18 protein-coding genes are annotated in these 15287 nt (G+C 70.8%); 5 read left to right on the top strand and 13 right to left on the bottom strand.

Annotated features, from left to right (window positions below; genetic code table 11):
- Positions 1-449 precede the first annotated feature (449 nt).
- From ACFQW6_RS03460 to ACFQW6_RS03450, 3 genes are all read right to left on the bottom strand, one after another.
- Positions 450-1196, bottom strand: coding sequence for a tyrosine-protein phosphatase (locus ACFQW6_RS03460; protein ID WP_378541315.1), 747 nt, complete (start codon positions 1194-1196; stop codon positions 450-452).
- Positions 1193-2203, bottom strand: a complete 1011-nt coding sequence (locus ACFQW6_RS03455) for a MerR family transcriptional regulator (protein WP_378541313.1) — start codon at positions 2201-2203, stop codon at positions 1193-1195. The genes ACFQW6_RS03460 and ACFQW6_RS03455 overlap by 4 nt, the downstream gene beginning before the upstream one ends.
- 74 nt (positions 2204-2277) lie before the next feature.
- On the bottom strand, positions 2278-2877 hold the full coding sequence (locus ACFQW6_RS03450; protein ID WP_378541311.1) for a hypothetical protein: 600 nt from the start codon (positions 2875-2877) through the stop codon (positions 2278-2280).
- A 9-nt stretch (positions 2878-2886) separates the two neighbouring features.
- Between ACFQW6_RS03450 and ACFQW6_RS03445 the strand changes: the two genes are divergently transcribed.
- Together ACFQW6_RS03445 and ACFQW6_RS03440 are read left to right on the top strand one after the other, a co-directional pair.
- Positions 2887-3066 carry a hypothetical protein gene (locus tag ACFQW6_RS03445; protein WP_378541309.1) on the top strand — a complete coding sequence of 60 codons (180 nt, stop codon included), beginning with the start codon at positions 2887-2889 and terminating at the stop codon, positions 3064-3066.
- A 66-nt stretch (positions 3067-3132) separates the two neighbouring features.
- On the top strand, positions 3133-4428 hold the full coding sequence (locus tag ACFQW6_RS03440; protein ID WP_378541307.1) for an alpha/beta hydrolase fold domain-containing protein: 1296 nt from the start codon (positions 3133-3135) through the stop codon (positions 4426-4428).
- Here the strand turns inward: ACFQW6_RS03440 and ACFQW6_RS03435 are convergent.
- Complete coding sequence (locus ACFQW6_RS03435; RefSeq protein ID WP_378541305.1) at positions 4425-4763, bottom strand: VOC family protein; 339 nt, start codon at positions 4761-4763, stop codon at positions 4425-4427. The two genes, ACFQW6_RS03440 and ACFQW6_RS03435, sit on opposite strands and share 4 nt — an antisense overlap.
- A 108-nt stretch (positions 4764-4871) precedes the next feature.
- Here ACFQW6_RS03435 and ACFQW6_RS03430 point away from each other — a divergent pair, with 108 nt between their 5' ends.
- Positions 4872-5519, top strand: coding sequence for a class I SAM-dependent methyltransferase (locus tag ACFQW6_RS03430; protein ID WP_378541323.1), 648 nt, complete (start codon positions 4872-4874; stop codon positions 5517-5519).
- Here the strand turns inward: ACFQW6_RS03430 and ACFQW6_RS03425 are convergent.
- The 6 genes from ACFQW6_RS03425 to ACFQW6_RS03400 all read right to left on the bottom strand — a co-directional run bounded on the left by ACFQW6_RS03425 (position 5478) and on the right by ACFQW6_RS03400 (position 10736).
- Positions 5478-6599 (bottom strand): prenyltransferase, encoded by a 1122-nt coding sequence (locus ACFQW6_RS03425; RefSeq protein ID WP_378541303.1) that lies wholly within the window; start codon positions 6597-6599, stop codon positions 5478-5480. The two genes, ACFQW6_RS03430 and ACFQW6_RS03425, sit on opposite strands and share 42 nt — an antisense overlap.
- Positions 6596-7345, bottom strand: coding sequence for a class I SAM-dependent methyltransferase (locus ACFQW6_RS03420; RefSeq protein WP_378541301.1), 750 nt, complete (start codon positions 7343-7345; stop codon positions 6596-6598). The genes ACFQW6_RS03425 and ACFQW6_RS03420 overlap by 4 nt, the downstream gene beginning before the upstream one ends.
- Positions 7332-8609: a glycosyltransferase family 4 protein gene (locus tag ACFQW6_RS03415; RefSeq protein WP_378541299.1), complete on the bottom strand. Its 1278-nt coding sequence runs from the start codon at positions 8607-8609 to the stop codon at positions 7332-7334. The genes ACFQW6_RS03420 and ACFQW6_RS03415 overlap by 14 nt, the downstream gene beginning before the upstream one ends.
- Positions 8610-8659: 50 nt before the next feature.
- Positions 8660-9631 (bottom strand): NAD(P)/FAD-dependent oxidoreductase, encoded by a 972-nt coding sequence (locus ACFQW6_RS03410; RefSeq protein ID WP_378541297.1) that lies wholly within the window; start codon positions 9629-9631, stop codon positions 8660-8662.
- Positions 9632-9705: 74 nt separating this feature from the next.
- Complete coding sequence (locus ACFQW6_RS03405; RefSeq protein WP_378541295.1) at positions 9706-10245, bottom strand: hypothetical protein; 540 nt, start codon at positions 10243-10245, stop codon at positions 9706-9708.
- Positions 10242-10736: a hypothetical protein gene (locus ACFQW6_RS03400; protein ID WP_378541293.1), complete on the bottom strand. Its 495-nt coding sequence runs from the start codon at positions 10734-10736 to the stop codon at positions 10242-10244. The genes ACFQW6_RS03405 and ACFQW6_RS03400 overlap by 4 nt, the downstream gene beginning before the upstream one ends.
- A gap of 67 nt (positions 10737-10803) precedes the next feature.
- On the opposite strand from ACFQW6_RS03400, the gene ACFQW6_RS03395 reads away from it, so the two are divergent.
- Positions 10804-11463 (top strand): ion channel, encoded by a 660-nt coding sequence (locus ACFQW6_RS03395; RefSeq protein WP_378541291.1) that lies wholly within the window; start codon positions 10804-10806, stop codon positions 11461-11463.
- On the opposite strand, the gene ACFQW6_RS03390 is transcribed toward ACFQW6_RS03395, so the two are convergent.
- Both ACFQW6_RS03390 and ACFQW6_RS03385 read right to left on the bottom strand, forming a co-directional pair.
- On the bottom strand, positions 11438-11827 hold the full coding sequence (locus ACFQW6_RS03390; protein WP_378541289.1) for an MmcQ/YjbR family DNA-binding protein: 390 nt from the start codon (positions 11825-11827) through the stop codon (positions 11438-11440). The two genes, ACFQW6_RS03395 and ACFQW6_RS03390, sit on opposite strands and share 26 nt — an antisense overlap.
- A 13-nt stretch (positions 11828-11840) precedes the next feature.
- On the bottom strand, positions 11841-12398 hold the full coding sequence (locus ACFQW6_RS03385; RefSeq protein WP_378541287.1) for a hemerythrin domain-containing protein: 558 nt from the start codon (positions 12396-12398) through the stop codon (positions 11841-11843).
- Positions 12399-12475: 77 nt separating this feature from the next.
- On the opposite strand from ACFQW6_RS03385, the gene ACFQW6_RS03380 reads away from it, so the two are divergent.
- Positions 12476-13021 (top strand): DUF1707 domain-containing protein, encoded by a 546-nt coding sequence (locus ACFQW6_RS03380; RefSeq protein ID WP_378541285.1) that lies wholly within the window; start codon positions 12476-12478, stop codon positions 13019-13021.
- 21 nt (positions 13022-13042) lie between these two features.
- Here ACFQW6_RS03380 and uvrB read toward each other — a convergent pair whose 3' ends face one another.
- A complete protein-coding gene (gene uvrB / locus ACFQW6_RS03375; RefSeq protein ID WP_378541283.1) occupies positions 13043-15172 on the bottom strand; it encodes an excinuclease ABC subunit UvrB in 2130 nt (709 codons plus the stop codon).
- Positions 15173-15287: the final 115 nt, after the last annotated feature.

Here is a 15287-nt window from a genome sequence, read left to right as displayed (position 1 = left end):
AGGAGATACTGTCCCAGACCACGAACACATCCGGTGTTGCGTGACTACCTAGATTCCGCCGCACGTGCGTGTTTCCGTGGTGCGCCCGACCGGCCCGGGGTAGCGACGTCGACCACGTCATCCCGTACGACCCGGATGCCGAAGCCGAAGGCAGACCACAACCCGGCCCCACCCGGACCGACAACCTCGCCGCCCTGTGCCGGTTCCACCACCGCCTCAAGACCCACACCGCCTGGCGCTACCACGTCACCGGACGAGGGTGCTTCGAGTGGACCTCGCCTCACGGCCACCGCTACCGACGAGATCCATCAGGGACCAGCCGGATCGAGCCACCCGACCGACCATGACCCCGTCCCACACCCCGCCGGCCACCATCAGGCGGGGCCACAGGCGTGCGTTGGCGACACGTTCGGTGGCGTTTGCCGGGCTCACCCGGCGCAAGGCCGGGCTCACCCGACGAGCAGCACCTCGAGCCGACGCCTCGTGTCCGCGTCGACGCCGGCTGCGATGAGGTAGCCCTGTGCGTCGAAGGTGTGGACCCAGTCGAGCAGGACCGGACGGCGATCGTCCAACGCGGCGTCGAGCTCGTCCCCGGTCCACCCTTCGTCGGCGGCCGGCACCCAGCGGCCGGTGACCTGGTCGAAGGACAGCCCGTGGCCCCGGTGCTCTGCAGCGCCACGGAAGCCTGCCTCGTAGTTCGCGACGATCGCCTCGGGAGTGGCGCCGGCAAGCAGGAGCAGGAGCGAGCCGATCATGCCCGTGCGGTCGCGTCCCCCGGCACAGTGGATGAGGACGGGGGAGGCCGCCAGCGCGACCGCCTCGAGCACACGCACGATCTTCTGCGGGTACATCTGCATGTTGATGGTCCAGGAGCACGGATGGTCGAGCCACGGCCCGCACCGCCGCAAGAAGTCGGCGTCGCTCGGGTCCTCCGTGGGGGCATGGACGAAGGTGATTCCGGCCGTGGCATCGGCGTCCAGACCCGGGTGGGCACCGGTCCGCCCGTGTTCCATCTCGTTTCGCAGGTCCACCACGGTCGCGACCCCGGCCTTGCGCGCGTCGTCCCATCCGCGTGCTGTCATCCACTCCCGGGCGGCCGACCGGTAGACCCTCCCAGGCCTGGTCTCGCCGCCGCCGACGAGCGCCGACCCACCCAGGTCGGCCAGGTTGCGCGCTCCGTCCCACGTCGCCCTCACGTCAGGTCGACCACGACGATCGTGTGGTTGTCGGGCTCGCCTGAGGCCGCCACCACGTCCCCGACCTCATCGGCGACCTGCTGCGCCGGCACCGGCGACACCAGCAACGACGCCAGGTCCTCGACGTGCGAGTGGACGCCGTCGGTGGTGAGGACCAGGCGGTCCCCGGGCTGGAGGCGCACCTCGAGGTCGTCGGTGACGACGCCCGGCACGAGGGCCCGGTTGAGCAGGCTGCGGTGCGGGTGCGAACGGGCCTCGTCCGCCGTGAGCTGGCCGCACTCGAGGAGGGCCGCCACGACCGTGTGATCGTGGGTGACCTGACGGACCTCGTGGCCGCGCACCAGCCAGAGGCGTCCGTCGCCCACATGCGTCACCGACGCCGTGGCGCCCGCGATCGTCACGGCGGTCAATGTCGTGCCCGACGTCGGCGCCTCCGGGAGCGAGTCGGCGATCTCCGCCGCCACCTCCGCGACGGCGGCCTCGATCCCGCCTGACTCGAACGCTGCCAGCACGGCGGTGGCAAGGTCTGCACGCTCGCCGAACCCGTCGGCGACAGCCACGAGCCCGGGCGTGGCGATCAGGGCATCCTGCTGCTGGGCCCTGCCGCCCGTCCGGTGACTGGTGCCGATCTCTGCACGAAACGTGTCGGTGGATGTGGTCATGGATGGTTCCTCGCTCTCCAGCTCTTCGACGAGGACGGCGACGATGTCGCGACGGCTGGATGTGTCGTGCTCCACCTGGAGCCAGTAGGCCTCGACCAGCCGCGCCGCCACCGCGGGAGGCGCGTCGAGGACCTCCTCGATCCGAGCGAGCGGCATCCCGACCAGTCGGAGCGTCGCGACCAAGCGTGCCTGGCCGAGCTGCTCGGGCGCGTAGCGGCGGTAGCCCGAGCTCGGGTCGACCTCGGCCGGCCGCAGCAGCCCGAGGTCGTCGTACAGCCGCAACGCCTTCGGCGTCAGGCCCGACGCTCGCGCGAAGTCGCCGATCGTCAGGAGCTCCGTGGTCATCGTCCCCATCCTCCCCGGTGTCCGTCACCGGTGCGACGACCCTGCGGCTTCCTGTGGGGGCAAGGTCAAGCCAGTCACCGGGCAGCACGCCGGAACAGCTCCACGAGCAGGTTGGCGTAGCCGACGGTGTCGTCGATCGCGCGGTGCGTGTGCTCCACGCCGCCGAACCACGCGCTCGGGAGGGTGTCGACGTCCACGAGCCCGACGGACTCGCCCGTCACCGCCGCCGCATAGCTCCGCAGGCACAGGCCACCGCCGACGAACAGCCGGTCCTCCTCGTGGTGGCCCTGCCTGATTCCGTACGGGGTGAAGCGGCGCAGGTAGTGGTCCATCCAGATGCCGTCGAGCGCCAGGGGGAAGGCCGCGAACATGCGCGGCCAGGGCAGGTCCTGCAGCCACGAGACGTAGCGCTCCATCACCTGGACGACGGGTTCGGGGTCGCGGGTCGCCGCCTCCCACGCGCCCGGCTGGGTGTCGAACCACGCCATCGTGGCGCCGTCCGGAGTAGTGCCGGGCACTGGCTCCAGGACCGCCTCGAACCGACCGTGCTCGACGCCGTCGGCCGTCACGGCGACCGACGCGAACGAGCGCATCGAGTTGGTGCCCGGCCACGGGCCGTCGAGCTCGACGTCCGTCACGACGTAGGTCCAGGGGTCCGCAGCGGGAGAGTCCACCCCGCGATCATGCCGGGGACCATCCGGTGGGGAATCGCAGACGCGCAGGTGGGTACGGCGACGTCGTCCGTCCGGCGCCACTGGAGGTACCCGTTGTTCTTCTTCTTCAGCAACCGTCTGGGCTGCATGGGGTCCTTGCTGATCTCACTGGTCGCGACGGCGATCCTGATCGCGATCTTCGTCCTCTGACCCCGGCTCACGACCACCCGCGTCCCGCACGGGCGGGCGGCCCGGCCGGTGGTACCGGTGAGTAACATGGTGTCCGTGAGCTTCCTGTCCCGTCAGTCAGTGATCGCCGCCCTCACCGCCAACTCCTTGCGCCCCCCGCGCGGGCAGCGTGCCGGCGTGCCGTCCTTCGCCGCCGGCTGGCTCTTCGGCGAGACCGCGCCGCAGATGCTCGCCCTGACCGCCCTCGACGCCGCCGCCCACCTCACGAAGGGCCGCCGGTCCGGCCTGCGCGCCAAGGCGGGCCTCGCCCTCGCCGGGGCCAACGCACTCGGCCTGGCCCACATGGTGCGACAGAGCCGCCGCGCCGTCGGGGTCCTCGACGACGCCCTCGTGGAGGGGCTCGGCGTCGACTACGTCGAGCAGCTCGACGCGGCTCCCGACCCGGCCGACCTGGCGACGCCGTGGCGCAGCCTGGCCCGGCCGTTCGACTTCCGGGACGACGCGGTCCGGGTGATCCGCAACCTGCCGTACTCCGAGGCCGGACGCCGCGGTCACCTCGACATCTACCTGCCGGCCGGCGACGACGCCATCAAGGACGCCCCCGTGCTCCTCCAGGTGCACGGCGGCGCCTGGAGCCTCGGCGCCAAGGAGCACCAGGGCCGGCCCCTGATGAACCGGATGGCCGCCAAGGGGTGGGTCTGCGTGGCGATCAACTACCGCCTCGCACCCCGCAATCCGTGGCCCGCGCACATCGTCGACGTCAAGCGCGCCATCGCCTGGGTCAGGGAGAACATCGCCGACCACGGCGGTGACCCCGACTACCTCGTGATCACCGGCGGGTCGGCCGGGGGCCACCTCGCCGCACTGGCGGCGCTGACCCCCGGCGACCCGCAGTTCCAGCCGGGCTTCGAGGACGCCGACACCTCCGTGCAGGCGGCGGTGCCGTTCTACGGGGTCTACGACTTCGCAGGGTCGACCGGCCTCGCCAACGCCATCGGCATGCGCGACGCCTTCCTCGGCCCCCGGGTCATCCAGACGACCTGGACGGACGCGCCCGACGTGTACGAGGCCGCCTCCCCCATCCTGCGCATCACGCCCGACGCACCGGACTTCTTCGTCATCCACGGCGAGCTCGACAGCCTCGTGGCCGTCGACCAGGCGCGGCTGTTCGTCGCCGAGCTGCGACGCACGTCGGAGAAGTCGGTGGTGTACGCCGAGCTGCCGGGCACCCAGCACGCCTTCGACGTCTTCCACTCCATCCGCAGCGCCCACGCGGTGCGGGCCGTCGACCGCTACCTGACGTGGCACTGGAACACCTGGCGCCACGGCCTCGAGGCCGACAGCGGCGTCGACCCCACAGAGGTCGACGGCGCCGCCAGCTAGCCCTGGGTGATGAAGCCGACCTGGTTCCCGGCCGGGTCGGTCAGCAGCGCCAGCGACGTCCCGCCGCCGACCTCAGTCACGGGACGTACGACGGTCCCGCCCGCCGCCTCGACCTCGGCCACCTTGGCGGCGAGGTCGTCGGTGGCCCAGTAGACGACCGGACCTGTCATCTGGTCCCGCTCGCCGTGGGGGTTCAGCCCGATCTCCTGCCCGTCGAGGTTGAACCCGACGTAGTAGGGGGTCTCGGTGTGCGGCTCGACGCCCCATGCCGTGCGGTAGAACGCCGTCGCGGTCTCGAGGTCGGCGGCGGGGATGACGATCGTGTGGTTGCTCATGTCTGCTCCTGGTGAGATGGATGGTGAGATGGATGGCGAGATGCATGCCTTCACCCACCTGACGCGTGCCAGGACGCAGGTGTGACCGCACTAGGGTCGTCTCCCGTGATGCCCGCCGACCTGCTCGCCCATGCCCGCGCCGCGAAGGGCTTCATGCCCGAGGACGAGGGGGCGCTGCTGCACCGCTGGGCCCGCGAGCGACTCCCGCTCGGTACGGCCCTCGAGGTCGGCACCTACTGCGGCAAGTCGGCCGTCTGGCTGGGTGGCGCCGCCCGCGAGGTCGGCGGCACCGTCGTCACCGTCGACCACCACCGCGGCTCCGAGGAGAACCAGGCGGGCTGGGAGCACCACGACGACAGCCTCGTCGACCACGACCTCGGCCTCATGGACACGCTCCCGACCTTCCGCCGCACCATCGCGGCCGCAGGCCTCGAGGAGCAGGTGGTGGCGGTCGTCGGCCGCTCGGAGACGGTCGGCGCGTGGTGGCGCACCCCCCTCTCGCTGCTCTTCATCGACGGCGGCCACGGGGTCGAGCCCGCCCGCACCGACTTCCGCACCTGGCCGCGATGGGTGATGGCGGGCGGCGTGCTCGTCATCCACGACGTCTTCCCCGACCCCGCGGACGGCGGTCGCCCGCCCTACGAGGACATCTACCTCCCCGCGCTGGCGAGCGGCGCCTTCACCGAGGTCGAGGCGGTCGGGTCGATGCGGGTGCTATGCCGTACGTCGGGCGACGCCGGCGACCCGCTCGGCTGACGCGTCGGACGACGGGCACCCGCACTCCAGCCCGATCTCCGCGAAGTCCGGCGCCAGCGTCGTGCCGCGCATGATGTCGGCGCCGGGAGTCCCGTCGCTGAGCGCGTCCACGGCCAGGACCACGGCCGCTGCCGTGTAGGTCGTCTGCTCGGCGGGCCAGTTCACGTCGTCGGGGAACACATAACCGGTCCAGTAGGACCCTTCCGCGGTGCGCAGGTGCTGCATGTCGGCGAGCAGCTGGAGCGCCCGGGTACGGTCGCCGACGGCGTCGAGGGCGAGCACGAGCTCGCAGGTCTCCGCGCCCGTCACCCACGGGTTCTCGGCGACGCACCGGATCCCCAGGCCCGGCTCGACGAAGGTGTCCCACCGCTCCGCGAGCAGCGCGTGCGCCTCGGGCCCGCGCACCGCTCCGCCGAGCACCGGGTAGTACCAGTCCATCGAGAACGTCGACTTGTCCAGGAAGAGGTCGCGGTGCTCGCGCAGGGCGTGGCCGAGGCGGCCGCCCGCGAGCTCCCACTCGACCTGCGGCTCGCCCACCAGCTCCGCGAGCGCCACGCCCGCGCGCAGCGAGTGGTAGATGCTCGACGACCCGGCGAGCAGGGCGTCCTCGTTGACCGGACCCGGCCGGCCGTCGTGCCACTCCTGCGACCACGCGATGCCGCCGAACGGCAGCTGCATCGAGACCACGAAGTCGAGCGCGCGCCGCACCGTCGGCCACATCAGGCGGACGAACGCCTCGTCACGCTCCACCAGCCAGTGGTGCCACGCAGCGACGGCGACGTACGCCGACATGTTGGTCTCGCCGGAGTGGTCCTCCACCTCGCCGACCACGATCTTCATCGGCCAGGAGCCGTCGGCCCGCTGCGTGTCGCGCGCCCAGGCGAAGCCTCGCTCGGCCGCCTCCCGCTGGTCGCCGACGACCAGCGCCATCGCCGCCTCGAGGTGGTTCCAGACGTCGGTGTGCTCGCCGGGCGTCCACGGGATCGCACCGGACGGCTCCTGCATCGCCGCGATGGTGGCAGCCGTCTGCTCGACCTGCGCGCGGGTGAGGATCGTCTCGACGGCGGGGAGTCCGCTCACGCCGCCTCCGGCTTGCGGAAGTAGAGGACCATGCTCTTCCCGATGAGCGGGTCGAGCACCTTTCCGGCGTACTGCAGCGCCTTGGGGTTCTTCACGATCTCCCACACCAGCAGCTTGTGGTACGCCTTGGCGAGCGGGTGGTCGTCGTTGGTGACGCCGACGGCGCACTTGATCCACCAGTAGGGCGTGTGCAGGCCGTGGGCGTGGTCGCGACCGGTGAAGACCATCGCGTCGCCGGGCGTGCCGTCGTTGGCCCGTCCGGCCTTGGTGACCTTGTCGACGAGCTCCTGGGCCGTGTAGATCCGGATGTGGCCGCCCTCGGCGTTGTGGTAGTCCTCGGACAGCTTCCAGTTGACGACCTCGGGCAGCCAGCGCGGCACGGAGATCGCCAGCGTGCCGCCCGGGCGCAGGACCCGCACGAGCTCCTTGATCGCGTCGACGTCGGCGTGGATGTGCTCCAGCACCTCGGCGGCCACGACCCGGTCGAACTCCCCGTCGGCGAACGGGAGGGCGAGGGCGTCGCCCTCCTTCACGTCGGCCTCGGCACCCGCCGGCACCTCGCCGGCCTCGCGCATCGCGGCGAACCACTCGCGCACGGTGGCGAGCTCGTCGGCGTCCTGGTCGAACGCGATGACGTCGGCACCGCGCTTGTACATCTCGAACGCATGACGTCCCGCACCGCAGCCCATGTCGAGCACGCGGTCACCCGGGCGCAGGCCCAGCCGGTCGAAGTCAACGGTCAGCACGGTGGCTCTCCTCCTGCTCACGCCGGCCCTGCTCGGTCCGGAAGTCGGCGATGGTCTCCTCGTAGGCGGCGGCGGTGGCTTCGGCGACCGCGCGCCAGCTGAACAGCTCCTCGACGCGGGCCCGGCCGGCCGCGCCCATCGCCGTACGACGCTCCGGGTCGTCGAGCAGCGCCGCGATGGCCTGCTCGAGCTCGCCCACGTCGCCGGGGGTGACCAGGTCGGCGCAGACGCCGTCCGGTCCGACGACCTCCGGGATGGCCCCGGCTCGCGACACCACCAACGGGGTCGCGCAGGCCATCAGCTCCGCGGTCGGGAGCGAGAAGCCCTCGTAGAGCGAGGGCACGCAGGCGAGCTCGGCGGAGCCCATCACCTCGACGAGCTCGGCGTCGCTGACGCCGTTGACGAAGGTCACCTTGTCGGCGATCCCGAGCTGGTCGACGAGCTGCTCGGTGCGCCCGCCGGGCTCCGGCCGGGTCACGAGCACGAGTGACACGTCGCGCTCGACGGCGAGCTTGGCGAAGGCCTCGAGCAGCGTGGCGATGCCCTTCATCGGGGCGTCGGCGCTGGCCATGGCCAGGATCCGGCCGGGGACACGGGGGCTGGTCGGCGGGACGAAGACGTCGTCGACCCCGAGCAGGACGGTCTTCATCCGTGCCGGGTCGACCCCGAAGTCCCGCGCCACGTCGCGGCGCGAGGACTCCGATGGCACGAGCACCGTGCGGTAGCGCCTGGCCACCTTCGTCTGCATCCGCAGGAAGCCGTACCAGCGACGCAGGGTGAGCCGCTTGCGCCACGTCGGCGCGGTCTGGAGGTCGATCCGGCGGTCCATCGTGATGGGGTGGTGGATCGTCGCGACCACCGGGAGGCCGTACGACTCCAGCTCCATGATCCCGGTGCCGAGCACCTGGTTGTCGTGGGCGATGTCGAAGTCGCCGGCGCGCTCCTTCATCAGTCGATCGATGCGCGAGCTGAAGGTCTTCGGCTCGGGGAACCCGGCCGTGCACATGGTGAGGAACTCCTCGACGTCGATCCGGTCGCGGAACTCGCGCAGCCGCGGCACGCGGAACGGGTCGGGCTCGCGGTAGAGGTCGAGGCTCGGCACCTTGGTGAGCACGACGCCTTCGTCGAGGTCGGGGTAGGGCTGGCCCGAGAACACCTCCACCTCGTGGCCGAGACGGACCAGCTCGCGGGTCAGGTGGCGGATGTAGACGCCCTGTCCCCCGCAGTGGGGCTTGCTCCGGTAGGACAGCATGGCGATGCGCACCGGGCCATTATGCCTACCGACGGGTAGCCCACCCGCAGCCGGATGGGCGCTCATGCCTCGCTGGAGTGACCGGGGAAGACGTGGGCCGAGGGGTCAAGCACCACTGCCACGTTGTTCACGGCGGTGGCCGCCTCCCCGAAGCCGACGGCGATGAGCCGGACCTTGCCGGGGTAGTCGGTGATGTCGCCCGCGGCGAAGACCCGCGCGAGATTCGTACGCATCGAGGAGTCCACGACGACGTGGCGCTTCTGCGTCTCGAGACCCCACTGCTGGATCGCACCGAGGTCCGCGATGAAGCCGAGGGCAGCGACGAGCGCCTGTGCCTTCAAGGTCTGCGGCTCCTCGCCGTCGACGCTCACCACGACCTCCTCGAGGTGGGCGTCGCCGCGCAGCTCGGTCACCTGGGCGTTGGTGATGATCTCGACGCTGGAGTCCTTGACCGCGGCGACGGTGCGCTCGTGGGCGCGGAACGCGTCGCGGCGGTGGACGAGCGTGACCGAGGCGGCGATCGGCTCGAGGTGCTGGGCCCAGTCGAACGCGCTGTCGCCTCCCCCGACGATGACCACGTCCTTGCCTGCGTACGGCGCGAAGCTGGGCACGAAGAACTCCATCCCCCGCCCGACCCACCCCTCGCCGGCCGGCAGCGGCCGCGGGCTGAACTTCCCGATGCCCGAGGTGATGAGGACGCCGCCGGCCGTGACGCGGGTGCCGTCGTCGAGGGTCACGACGACCTGGTCGTCGCCGTGCTCGAGCGTGGTGGCCGTCCGGTCCAGCAGGTACGTCGGATCGGCGGTGGCGGCCTGCGCCACCAGCCCCTCCACGAGGTCGCGGCCCTTCACGCTGGGGAAGCCCGCCACGTCGAGGATCGCCTTCTCGGGGTACATCGCGGTGATCTGGCCGCCGAGCTCGGGCAGGGAGTCGACCACCGCGACGCTCAGGCCCCGGAAGCCGGCGTAGTAGGCGGAGAACAATCCCGTCGGCCCCGCGCCGATGATCAGCAGGTCGGTCGTCACGTCGTCCACGTCGCGGATCCTTCCGTCGGGGCGTCCCTGCCACAAGGGCCGGTCCGCGGCTGTCCTTCCGTGCGGGGTCGTGGTCAGAGGGCGTCGAGCTCGCTGACCTTCCAGCCGCCGTCCACTCGCTGCACCGTCACCAGGACGCGGTCCAGGTCGATCGTAGGACGGTCGAGGTCGTCACCCGACGTGCGCCGGTTGACGAACACCAGCACCCGCGCGGACGTCGGCGACGCCGTCACCAGTGCCGTGTCCACGACCTGGGCGCTGACGACCCTGCGGTCGCCGCGGCTCGACGTCGAGACGCCGGCCATCGTGCGGTCGTAGCGGTCGCGCATCGCCGGGGTCATCAGCCTGCGGGCGGCGGCCTTGTCGTAGGTCAGCGACCTCCAGGAGTAGCTGTAGGCCGCGCGTGCGCCCTCCGCGGCACCCACTCGCGCTGACTCCTTCACCACGGACGACGCCACCACGGCGTCCGCCGAGTCCGCACTGCTGACGTCGACGCCGGAGTCGTCACCGGCGTCACGCACCACCCACACCAGCGCAACGGCAGCCACGACGACCAGCGCTGCGAGCGCCACGATCCACCGCTGCGTGGTCATCCCACCGGTCACGTTCGTCACCTCACGAACTGAAGGTCGCTCGTGAGCCAGCGGTCGTCCTCGCGGACGAGCCGCAGGCGCAGCCGGTAGTAGCGGACCTGACCGTCGTCGCCCGTGCTCGCGTTGGTCACCGTGCTGTTGGCCGCGACCAGGACCGTGGCCGAGTCGTCGTCCTGGTCGCCCACCCCGAGCGCGACGACCTCGGGCGTCGAGGTCGCCTCCGTGCGGACCGCCTCGCTGGTCAGCGTCCTGCGCTGGGAGGCGTACTGCTTCGCGAAGCCGCCCGTCGCTCCGCTGAGCACCGCGTCGATCAGCGGGTCCATGCCGCGGTGGTCGACCGTGAGGAAGGCCAGCGCCTCCGCCCGCGCCGCGCCGGCGACGTCCCGCTGGGCGGCCGTGAGGCCGGCGTCGACGTCGTCCTGCCCGGTGACGACCACCCCGATCGCGACCAGCAGCGCGACGAGCACGACGGCGAGGCCACCGGCCACCCATCGCACCGCTCGCTCGCCCACGGGGCGAACCTAGCCCAGCCGAAGGGTTGCAGCGCCTGTGACCCGCGCGTACCTAGACTGCGTCGTCGTGAGCACACGACTCGACCAGGTGACGACGCACCCGTCAGCGATGCTGCTCGGCGCCCAGCTGCTGCAGGTGCTTGCCTGGCCGTTCCTCGGCGGCTCGAAGCTCGGCGGCGCGTTCCTCGGCATCATCGGGATGCTGGCGGTCGGGTCCGCGGTGCTCGCGGTCCGGCGTACGCCCCACGTGAGCCGCGTGGTGTTCTTCCTCGGCGCCCCGACGATCGTCTTCACGCTGCTCGAGGCGATCTTCCCCACCACCGACCCGATCGTGCTGGTCTCCGGCCTGCTGCACGCGCCGTTCTACTTCTACGTCTCCTACGCGATGCTGCGGTACCTGTTCCACGACGACGAAGTCACCACCGACGAGTACTTCGCGACCGGCGCGGCCTTCACCGTCGTCGCCTGGGGGTTCGCCTACGTCTTCGTGGTCGTGCAGATCGTGTGGCCGGACTCGTTCATCAACGCCGAGGGCTACGGACGCCCGTGGTTCGAGCTGCTCTACCTGTCGTTCTCCACACTCACCAGCGTCGGGCTGTCCGACATCGTGGCGGTCGGCGAGCAGGCCCGGTCGGTCGTGATGGTCGAGATGATGGTCGGGGTGTTCTACATCGCGATGGTCGTGGCCCGCATGGTCGGGCTCACGATGATGCGCCACCGCCGCTGACGGCCTCCCAGCCGTCGGGCCGGTCGCGCTTCGGCAGCCGCGAGACGACCAGCCGGTACGACTCCTCCACCGCCTCCACCAGCTCCTCGTCCGGGATCGCGCCGGCCAGGGCGAGGTCGTTCCACCCCGACCTGCCGATGTACGCCATCACGCTGGCGTCGTCGGGGTAGCGATCGAGCCACTCGTCGGCGACCTCGCGCGTCGTGCCGGCCTTGACCCCGACGGTCGTCGCGCCGAGGAACGCGAAGATCTTGCCGCGCTCCCCCGGCCCGACCTTGTAGACCGGGTGCTCGTGGTCCCAGGGGTTGTCCGGCCACGCCCCGGGAAGCCCGGCACACAGCGCCCCCACCTGCGTCACGTCCACGCGGGCACCTTCGTCAGTCGTCGTCCTCGTCGTCGTCGAGGAGGCCTTCCTTCTCGGCCTCCTGCACGATCCGGCGGACGTTGTCGATCCTGCCGCAGTCGGCGTCGAGCTGCGCGTTGCGCTCGGTCGCGAAGGCCTCGCCCAGCTCGACGCGCACCTTCTCGCTGACCTCCTCGCGCGCCGGGTTGAGGATCGTCAGCTCCTCCTCGGTGAGGTGGTGGTTGAGCGCGGTCGCCAGCTCCTCAACGGCGTCGTCGAAGGCCTGCGTGTCCGTGCTCTTGAGCTCGAGCACCTTGAGCATCGCCTCGTGCCCCTCGGCGTGCTCCTCCTCGCCGTGCTCGGCCTCGTGCTCGGTGATCGCATTCTTGTTGTGGAGCTTGGGGTAGACGTGCTTCTCCTCCGCCTCCGCGTGCGCGACGTGGAGGGCAGAGAGCGCCTTGCGGACGGCGTCGCGGTCCGACGTGCTGTCGCGGAGCTGTCGCATGAGGCCCTCGAAGCGGCGGTGGTCCTCGAGGATCAGATCGATGACGTCACCGGAGACGGGGCGGCCGAGGTCGATGGGAGTGCTCATGACGCGAACCTAGCGAGCGCCGCCCGACCGGACCAGCGCCCACCTCCGGACGGGTGGGTCGTGCCTATGCTGGCGCCATGTCCGCCGGCACCTGGGAGCGTTTCGAGCACGACCCCCGCTCCGCACAGGCAGCCCGCCTCCGCGCGTCCGACCGAGACCGCGAGCTGGCGATCGAGGTGCTGGGACAGGCGTACGCCGACGGTCGGCTCGACCACGCCGAGTACGACGCTCGCTCCACTGCGGCCACGACCGCCAAGGTGCTCGCCGACCTCGTCCCGCAGCTCGAGGACCTCGTCCCCGACACGCCGTGCGCGTCCCTGGAGCCCGGCACCAGCGGCTTCGTGGCTCGGCCGGACCTTCACGGGCAGGCGGTGCGGATGTGGGCCAAGGACCGCCGCGAGGCCCTGACCGGGCTGGTCGGGATCACGGTCATCACCTGCACCATCTGGGCCGTGACGATGTGGGGCGGCTTCCCGTGGCCGCTGTTCCCCATGCTCGCGGCCGCGGTCAACTTGCTGCGCATCCAGATGCAGGAGCAGGACATCGTCGAGAGCCACGAGCGCCACCTGCTCAAGCGGGAGAAGAAGGCGATCGAGAAGCGGCGCAAGGACGCCGGCGACTAGCCCGACCGCGCACGCCGCTCATCACTTCGTCGCTTCCATCATCTGGCGGAGCTCCTTCTTGAGGTCGCCGATCTCGTCGCGGAGGCGGGCCGCCACCTCGAACTGCAGGTCGGCGGCCGCCTGCTTCATCTGGTCCGTGAGGGCCTGGATGAGCTCGGCCAGGTCGGTGGACGGGATCCCGGCGGTGTCGGGCGCCTCGGCGTGGATCTTCGACAGCGCGGGAGTCGGCGACTTGCCGGCCTTCACCCCACCGGCGCGCCCCTTCTGGCCGACGTCGGCCCACGTCTTGAGGAGCGCTTCGGTGTTCTCGTCCTCGCGGGCGAGCATCTCGGTGATGTCGGCGATCTTCTTCCGCAGCGGCTGCGGGTCGATCCCACGCTCGGTGTTGTAGGCGACCTGGATCGCCCGGCGACGGTTGGTCTCCTCGATGGCGTTCTCCATGGAGGGCGTGATCTTGTCGGCGTACATGTGGACCTGGCCGGACACGTTGCGGGCCGCTCGGCCGATGGTCTGGATGAGCGACTTGTCGGAGCGCAGGAAGCCCTCCTTGTCGGCGTCGAGGATCGCCACCAGCGACACCTCCGGCAGGTCGAGGCCCTCGCGGAGCAGGTTGATGCCGACGAGGACGTCGTACTCGCCCATGCGCAGCTCCCGCAGCAGCTCGATGCGCCGGAGCGTGTCGACCTCGGAGTGGAGGTAGCGGGTGCGGATGTTGGCGTCGAGGAGGTAGTCGGTGAGGTCCTCGGACATCTTCTTGGTCAACGTGGTGACCAGGACGCGCTCGTTCTTGTCGGCACGGGTGCGGATCTCGTGGATCAGGTCGTCGATCTGGCCCTTGGTCGGCTTGACCACGACCTCGGGGTCGACGAGTCCGGTCGGGCGGATGATCTGCTGCACCGTGTTGTCGACGCCGCCGACCCGATCCAGCTCGTAGTTGCCCGGGGTGGCCGAGAGGTAGACCGTCTGGCCGATCCGGTCGACGAACTCGTCCCAGCGCAGCGGACGGTTGTCCATGGCGCTCGGCAGCCGGAACCCGTGGTCGACGAGGTTGCGCTTGCGCGACATGTCGCCCTCGTACATGCCGCCGATCTGCGGGACCGCGACGTGGGACTCGTCGACGACGAGCACGAAGTCCTCGGGGAAGTAGTCGAGCAGGGTGTTGGGCGCGCTGCCGGGCCTGCGGCCGTCCATGTGCATCGAGTAGTTCTCGATGCCGGAGCACGAGCCGACCTGGCGCATCATCTCGACGTCGTAGGTCGTGCGCATCCGCAGCCGCTGCGCCTCGAGCAGCTTGCCCTGCTTCTCGAAGGTGGCGAGCTGGTCGTCGAGCTCGAGCTCGATGCCCTTGATCGCCCGCTCCATCCGCTCCGGCCCGGCGACGTAGTGGGTGGCCGGGAAGACGTGGAGCTCGGTGTCCTCGGAGATCACCTCGCCGGTGATCGGGTGGAGCGTCATCAGCCGCTCGACCTCGTCGCCGAAGAACTCGATGCGGATCGCGAGCTCCTCGTAGACCGGGAAGATCTCGAGGGTGTCCCCGCGCACGCGGAACGTGCCACGGGTGAAGGACATGTCGTTGCGGGTGTACTGGATCTCCACGAGCCGCCGCAGGACCGAGTCGCGGTCGTGCTCCTCGCCGACCTTGAGCCGCAGCATCCGGTCGACGTACTCCTGCGGGGTGCCGAGGCCGTAGATGCACGACACCGTCGAGACCACGATCGTGTCGCGGCGGGTGAGCAGGCTGTTGGTCGCGCTGTGGCGGAGCCGCTCGACCTCCTCGTTGATCGAGGAGTCCTTCTCGATGTAGGTGTCGGTCTGGGGGACGTAGGCCTCGGGCTGGTAGTAGTCGTAGTAGGAGACGAAGTACTCCACCGCGTTGTCCGGGAAGAGCTGGCGCAGCTCGTTGGCGAACTGCGCGGCGAGGGTCTTGTTGGGCTGGAGCACGAGGACGGGACGCTGCAGCTGCTCGGCCACCCACGCCACGGTGGCCGTCTTGCCGGTGCCGGTCGCGCCGAGGAGCACGACGTCCTTCTCACCGCCCTGGATGCGGCCGACGATCTCCTTGATCGCGGCCGGTTGGTCGCCTGAGGGCTCGTAGTCTGACACCACCTTGAAGGGGGCCACCCGGCGCTGGAGATCGGTGACTGGACGCATGCGTCGAGCGTACGCGGAGCCACCGACAGTGGCCCCGGGCCCGCTGGTCGTGACCCACCAGCGAGCGGCGCGTCGGACGACCACAACGCGTGAACACGGTTGGGCGACCCGCTCG

This window comes from Nocardioides sp. GCM10028917 (assembly GCF_042666175.1).
Classification (GTDB): Bacteria; Actinomycetota; Actinomycetes; order Propionibacteriales; family Nocardioidaceae; genus Nocardioides.
This window is presented reverse-complemented; position numbering and strand designations above follow the sequence as displayed.